General features: G+C 64.4%; 5 protein-coding genes and 2 pseudogenes. 4 read left to right on the top strand and 3 right to left on the bottom strand.

All coding sequences use genetic code 11. The annotated features are described in order from the left end of the window. Window positions 1-861: pseudogene (locus PGX04_RS19575) on the top strand (bacterio-opsin activator domain-containing protein); the annotation flags it as partial. A gap of 333 nt (window positions 862-1,194) precedes the next feature. Next, on the top strand, window positions 1,195-1,989 hold the full coding sequence (locus PGX04_RS19570; RefSeq protein ID WP_273740046.1) for a helix-turn-helix domain-containing protein: 795 nt from the start codon (window positions 1,195-1,197) through the stop codon (window positions 1,987-1,989). Window positions 1,990-2,175: 186 nt separating this feature from the next. Here the strand turns inward: PGX04_RS19570 and PGX04_RS19565 are convergent, their stop codons facing one another. Next, window positions 2,176-2,358, bottom strand: a complete 183-nt coding sequence (locus PGX04_RS19565) for a DUF5786 family protein (protein WP_273740045.1) — start codon at window positions 2,356-2,358, stop codon at window positions 2,176-2,178. Window positions 2,359-2,996: 638 nt separating this feature from the next. Between PGX04_RS19565 and glmS the strand changes: the two genes are divergently transcribed. Further along, the gene (gene glmS, locus PGX04_RS19560) at window positions 2,997-4,808 is read left to right on the top strand and encodes a glutamine--fructose-6-phosphate transaminase (isomerizing) (RefSeq protein ID WP_273740044.1); all 1,812 of its coding nucleotides are present in this window, start codon (window positions 2,997-2,999) and stop codon (window positions 4,806-4,808) included. Between the two features lie 525 nt (window positions 4,809-5,333). Here the strand turns inward: glmS and PGX04_RS19555 are convergent. Further along, window positions 5,334-5,555, bottom strand: a complete 222-nt coding sequence (locus PGX04_RS19555) for a hypothetical protein (protein WP_273740043.1) — start codon at window positions 5,553-5,555, stop codon at window positions 5,334-5,336. Between the two features lie 334 nt (window positions 5,556-5,889). On the opposite strand from PGX04_RS19555, the gene PGX04_RS19550 reads away from it, so the two are divergent. Then, window positions 5,890-6,096, top strand: a complete 207-nt coding sequence (locus PGX04_RS19550; RefSeq protein ID WP_066296984.1) for a DUF7563 family protein — start codon at window positions 5,890-5,892, stop codon at window positions 6,094-6,096. Between the two features lie 55 nt (window positions 6,097-6,151). On the opposite strand, the pseudogene PGX04_RS19545 reads toward PGX04_RS19550, so the two are convergent. Beyond that, window positions 6,152-6,646, bottom strand: a pseudogene (locus PGX04_RS19545) (phosphoglucosamine mutase); the annotation flags it as partial.

Raw genomic sequence — 6,646 nt, 5'->3', positions numbered from 1 at the left:
GCTCCTCGAGCGAGGATTCCGGTCCGCGCTCGGCGTGTGCTCGCCGATGACGGGGTCCGGTACGGGACGCTGACCGCGTACGCGGACCGGCCGTCGGTATTCGACGATCGAACCCGACGCGCCTGTCGCCACCTCGCCTCGATCGCCGGCGCCGTGATCGGGGCGATCGAGACGAAACGCGCGTTGCTCGCCGATCGGATCACGGAACTCGAGGTCGTCATCCGGGACGACGCCGAACCGCTGTCGTCGATCGCCCGCGGCATCGATCGACCGCTCGACGTGCGAGCGATCGTCCCGCGGTCGTCGGGCGGATCGACGGTGTTCTGTACGATCGACGGGGGCGATGCGGACGCGATTCGAGGGACGATCGAGCCGCTGTCGGCGGTCGACGCGATTTCGATCGTCGACCGCGGCACCGGCGGGACCGTCCTCGAAATCGGCCTGCGGGAATCCACCGTCGCGCGAGCGATCGCGGATCACGGTGGCGTCCTCCGATCCGTCACGCCGGTCGACGGTCGCTGCCGGCTCGCGATCGAACTCGGCGACCCGGTCGACGTTCGCTCGTTCCTCGGTCACCTCGAGCGGGCCCATCCCGGCACGGAGTTGGTCGCTCGGCGGAAACGCGATCGATCACCGCGTCCGGTGCGCCCGTTCGACGATCTGAGTCGGCACCTCTCGGAGCGTCAGCGACGGACGCTCGAGGCGGCCTACTACGGCGGCTTTTTCGAGTGGCCGCGCGAGCACACCGGCGAGGAAGTCGCCGAATCCCTCGGAATCTCCCAGCCGACGTTCAGTCGCCATCTCCGGCTGGCCCAGCGGAAACTGTTCGCACTGTTGTTCGACGAACTCGAGGCCGACTGAGACGGGCTGCTGTACCGATGTGCCGGCACGACCGTAGGTCGGTTCGCGGTCACGCCGAAATTGACTGACAGTAGTCCGTATGAGCCGCCATCACCCGGTATCGCCACGGTATTCCCCTCTTATTCGATCCGTTCGAGTCGGTAATACTATCTTTCCGTTGGTCCCGAGTACCATCAACACTCCAACAGATGAATATAGATTGAGCGGCGAACCGACCCGTTTCCGTATATAGCGCCCACGATCATATCTCCGGCTCCTAATGTGGCATTCGATGAGTGCGTTCGAGGTAAGACGTAATTACGCCGGCCATCTCTCCGGATGGCGGATGAATTCGTGAGCATCGATATTGCCGACGCCGAGGAGGGCGTCGAGGAAGTCACCGATGCCGATCCAGAGACGGGGGTCGAGGGAGTCACCGACGCCGAGGATCCTATCGAATCGATCAGCGACCCGACCGGTGACCGGTCTGGCGTTCGATCGGAAGCCGACGGCGGAATCGTCGCGCAGCTTCGACTCGACCACCCGGACCTGTTCTTGCGTCCGACGATTCGGCACGCGTCGGACGTCACCGTCGAACCCGACTACTGGACCACCGTCGAGCCGGGTCGGACGCTCGTGTTCGTCACCGTCTACGGCACCGCGTTCGACGCGTTCGAAACCGCCCTCGAGACGGATCAGACGGTCACCGACCCCGTCCTCGTCGATCGCTACCCCGACAGACGAGTCTACCGGGTCACGCGTACCGACCGCGCGACGACCTTCACCGCCGAGATCGCCGACGTCGGCGGCCGCCTGCTCGAGCTTTCGAGTTCTCGAGACGGCTGGCAGGTGCAGCTTCGGTTTGCCGATCGGGATCGACTCGTCGCGTTCAACGACTACTGTCGCGACCGCGGAATTTCGGTCACCGTCGATCACCTGCGCGTCTCCGACGACGGCGACGACGGCGTCGTCGCGCTGACGGCGAAACAGCAGGAACTGCTCACCGTCGCCTACGAGGAGGGCTATTTCGACGTGCCGCGTGGCATCTCCCAGAACGAACTCGCGGACCGACTCGACGTCTCGAAGTCGGCCGTCTCCCAACGACTGCGGCGGGCGATCGGCGAACTCTGTTCCGCGACGCTCTGCTGACCGGCGGATCCGGATTTCAACGCAGAGATCTGTCGAGTACCCACTCGTTTCGGTCGACTCGACGGCTCGAGACACGGTTCGAGAAAAGCGAATCAGTGATCGGATCGATGGCGTTCGACGACGCGCGAGCGATCGCCGTCGACCGCGGACGGCCGGATCCGTATCGACCCCGCTTCAGTGAGGGTGTTACTCGTCGGACTCGTCTTCTTTCATCGAGCCCAGCTGGGAGACGAGCTCGTCCGTCGAGACGTCGGATTCGAACGACATTTCCCCCTTGTGTTCGTGTTCGTGGACGTTGACGGCTTCTACGTCCTCATCGTCCGTGGTCTGGTCCTGTTGTTCGGATTCATCGTAGCTACCAAAACCCATACGCATACGTCCCGGCCCACCGCAAAAGGTGTGGCGGTTCGAGCCACCGTCCCAGCGGGTCGCCCCATCGCGCGTGTCTCGACGTTTCGGCTCGGAAAACGGTCTGCGGTCACGGTTTCGTCACACAGCGACCGCCGAAACATCGCTGTGTGTCGCGTTGCGAACCGCGGCGACTGTTTTTCGTTCCTACTTCAGTTGGCTAGTCGCTACCGCTCGTTCGGCGACCCATACTCGAGCGCCGGTCCCCTGTTCGTTTGGCGTACTTTTCAGACCGATGGAACAGTTCGCACGTTTTTCGAGGAGAGAGCGTCCCAAACCGTCAGTTCGTGGCCGGTTTCAGTTTGCGGTTTCGTTCGGCTGTGGGACCGACGCTCTCCGCGGTCGACAGCCAGCGCCGGAGTACCCTGTGACTACGGTGCTCAGTAGTCCGTCTATAGTAATGGGTTCAGGAGGTTTGAATTCCTCCCATGGTTGCGTACCGTTCGTCGTCTCGACCAGTTGCTGCGAGTCAGCAGCCCTCCACGATACTTCTATCGCAGCGTTCGGGGGCAGGCAAGCCGCTGTCTCGTCGGCGGAAACCGAACCCGTGTCCGGATCACGCGAGCAGTCCGAGCGTCTCGACGGGTGGTGACTAACAGATGTGTGGAATTATCGGCCGCGTCGGAGACGGCAACGCCCTCGAGCCGCTGCTGACCGGGCTGGAGAACCTCGAGTACCGGGGCTACGACTCGGCGGGCGTCGCCGTCCAGAACGGCTCCGGCATCAACGTCGAAAAACGCTCCGGGAAGGTCGAGGAGTTGAAGGAATCGATCGGTAAACCGCTCGACGGGGAAGTCGGAATCGGGCACACCCGCTGGAGTACGCACGGGCCGCCGACCGACGCGAACGCCCATCCGCACACGGACGAGAGCGAGGACGTCGCGGTCGTCCACAACGGGATCATCGAGAACTACGTCGAACTCAGGGAGCGACTGGCCGGCAACGGCTACCAGTTCACGAGCGACACCGACACCGAAGTCATTCCGCATCTCGTCCAGTACTACCTCGACGCCGGATTCGACAGCGAATCGGCATTCAGGCAGGCGATCGACGAACTCGAGGGCAGTTACGCCGTGACCGCGATGATGTCGGGCGAACACGTCCTCTACGCGGCCCGGCAGGGCTCCCCGCTCGTCGTCGGGATGGAGGACGGCGAGTACTTCCTCGCGAGCGACGTTCCGGCCTTCCTGGAGTACACCGACAGCGTGGTCTACCTCGAGGACGGCGACGTCGTCATCGTCGACGAGGACGGCGTCGAGTTCACCGATCTCGAGGGGAACCCGATCGTGCGGACAGCCGAGACGATCGAGTGGGATCCTGAACAGGCCGGAAAGGGCGAGTACGACCACTTCATGCTCAAAGAGATCAACGAGCAGCCGACATCGCTGGCGCAGGCGCTCGAGGGCCGGATCGACCCCCTGAACGGTCGGATCGCGCTCTCCGATTTCGAACCGGGGACGTTCGACGGCGTCGATAGCGTCCAGTTCATCGCCTGCGGGACCTCCTACCACGCCGCCCTGTACGGCTCGCTCGCGCTGAACCAGGCGGGGGTGCACTCGACCGCGTTGCTGGCCAACGAGTACAGCGTCTCCGCGCCGCCGATCGACGACGACACGCTGGTGATCGCGGTCACCCAGAGCGGCGAGACGGCCGATACCCTGAACGCGCTCCGCCGGGCCGCTGCCGAGGGTGCTCGCACGCTCACCGTGACAAACGTCGTCGGCTCGACGGCCGCTCGTGAGGCCGACGACACTCTCTTCATCCGCGCGGGGCCGGAGATCGGCGTCGCCGCGACGAAGACGTTCTCCTCGCAGGCGGTCATGCTCACGCTGCTCGGCCAGCGCATCGCCGACGACTCCCGGGGCGAACCGCCGGCCGACCTCGAGTCGCTGTTGCCGGCGCTCGAATCGATGCCCGGCAAAATCGACGACCTCCTCGAGTATTCGACCGCCGAGGCGATCGCCGACCGGTACAGCCGGAGCGAAGCGTACTTCTTCATCGGTCGCGGGCTCGGTTTCCCCGTGGCGCTCGAGGGGGCCCTGAAGTTCAAGGAGATCACCTACGAGCACGCCGAGGGCTTCGCCTCGGGCGAACTCAAACACGGACCGCTGGCGCTGGTCACGCCCGAGACGCCGGTGTTCGCGATCTTCACCGGGCAGGAGGACGAGAAGACGCTGAAAAACGCCGAGGAGGCACAGACCCGCGGTGCACCCGTCGTCGCGGTCTGTCCCGACGGCCACCCCGCCGTCGAGGTGGCCGACGAACACCTGCGGATTCCCGACACCGATCCCGATCTGGCGGGGCTGGTCGCGAACGTCCAGCTCCAGCTCGTCTCCTACCACGCCGCCGACCTCCTCGACCGGCCGATCGACAAACCGCGAAACCTCGCCAAGAGCGTCACCGTCGAGTGAACCGGAACACTCGACCCCGACTTAGAGGCGGCTGATACAGTTCGCGACCGAAGCCGCCGTCTCTCCTCGCAGCGCAGATCAGCCTCATCGCGCAGCGGAGTCGCCGCGCTCGCGCGTCGATCTGTGTCGTATTTCCGTCTCGAGATCGCGCCCCTGTCGGTCTCCGGTATAGAGCGCCGTCTCCGAGTAGTGAGCGTCGTCTCCGAACAGCGGACAAACCGACCGATCGGACTCGAGTAAGGGTCTCGAGGCCGCAGGACGCGAAACCACCCCCGTAGTCTCGAATCCACACGGCGTCGGTCGTGACGACCCGTACTCGAACGATGTCGGAATCGAACGTGGAGGGTCACTGTGGCGATCGAGTCACGGTGACGACGTCACCGATTTCGTGGGTATCGACCGATACCCTCCAAGTAGTCTAGGAGTTCGCCGCTGCATAAAGGGCGCACCTGATTGCTCCGGGCGACCGAAGCGTCCGGCTGCGCTCGACCGCGACGGAGAGACGAGATATCCCGTCGCGGGCGATTACGACGGATCGGATCGCAGCCAGTCGCCCGCGATCCCGGTCGACCGTTTCACCGGGTGCCGTGGTCGCATCGGTCCCTCGATCACGACGCCGGGCTCGACCGTCGCTCCCGCTTCTACCACCACCCGCCCCTCGAGGTGAGCCGCGTCGACGGCTCGGCCGTGTGCGCGGCCAGCGGTCGGTCGGCGACGGGCCGATTCGTCGGCCCGATGTGGTACCAACACGATGCACCGCCGACTCGATTCGTAACCCCTTCTCGACACCGGATCCAAACCGCGGCCCACCCCGGATAGTACCGAATCGGGCGGGGGGAAGAATGATCGATACCATAGTCCCGGTTCGGTCGCTCCGGGACGACGAACGGCGGGCCGGAAACGGGCCGAAATACGATATTTCATTTCGGTAATTTTGTATTTCTCTCGAATGCGGGGCTAATACGTTCGATATCCGGAGTGTTTCGCTCGAGTATCAATCGTCGCTCGCGGTGAGAACGGCCGATCGTCGCGTCGATTATGCGGTCTATAGTAAATACCGTTCTGTGGCTACGGGTTGATGATGTCGACGGATCCATCCGCAAACTGGACGCCAATGACGTCCGGCCAGCAAACGACTGCCCCTCGATGTGTCAACTGTGGCAACCAGGTAACTCGACAGTTCGCTCGCGTCTTCGGCGACAATCGCGACGTCGTCCACGCCTGTCCTGACTGTGCGACGTACCGCGAAATGAAGACGTCCGATTTCATTCCGAAAGAAGCCAGATAGTCCGTTCGTAACATCCGTCTCGAGCGCTCCACCATCGGTCGGCGGATCTCTCCGCTCAGTTGCCGCCGCCGTCACTCCCCCTCGTCCTGACGGCCTCGGTAACTAGCGCCTGCGCGTCCTCGAACAGCGCCTCGGCGTCGGCCGCCGACCGCGCCTCCGCCGTGACGCGGATCAACGGCTGCGTACCGCTGGCGCGAAGCAGGAACCAGCCGTCAGCGGTCTCGACCCGAACGCCGTCGAGCGTATCGATTTCGTCGTATTGCTCGCTCACCCCCTCGCTGACGTCGGCCATCACCGTCGCCTTCGCTTCCACTTCGATCGACGTCCGCCGGATCGGATACCCTTCGATGTCGCTGACGAGTCCGGAGAGCGCCCCTCGTTCGGCGACCAGTTCCACCAGTTTGCACGCCGCGAGCGGGCCGTCCGGACACAGCGTCTCCTCGGGCCAGATCCACGCACCGCTCGGTTCGCCGCCGAAGACGACGTCGGTCTCCGTCGTCCGCTCCGCGACGTACACGTCCCCGACCCGCGTCCGGGTCAGCGACGCGCC

The organism is Natrinema soli, assembly GCF_028618695.1.
The sequence above is the reverse complement of the archived record's forward strand: the minus strand, read 5'-3'. Positions and strand labels throughout refer to the sequence as shown.

Bases quoted from the DNA above. Each gene is read 5' to 3' on its own strand.
- glmS (WP_273740044.1), top strand. From the start codon at position 2,997: ATGTGTGGAATTATCGGCCGCGTCGGAGACGGCAACGCCCTCGAGCCG.
- PGX04_RS19565 (WP_273740045.1), bottom strand. From the start codon at position 2,358: ATGGGTTTTGGTAGCTACGATGAATCCGAACAACAGGACCAGACCACG.
- PGX04_RS19550 (WP_066296984.1), top strand. From the start codon at position 5,890: ATGTCGACGGATCCATCCGCAAACTGGACGCCAATGACGTCCGGCCAG.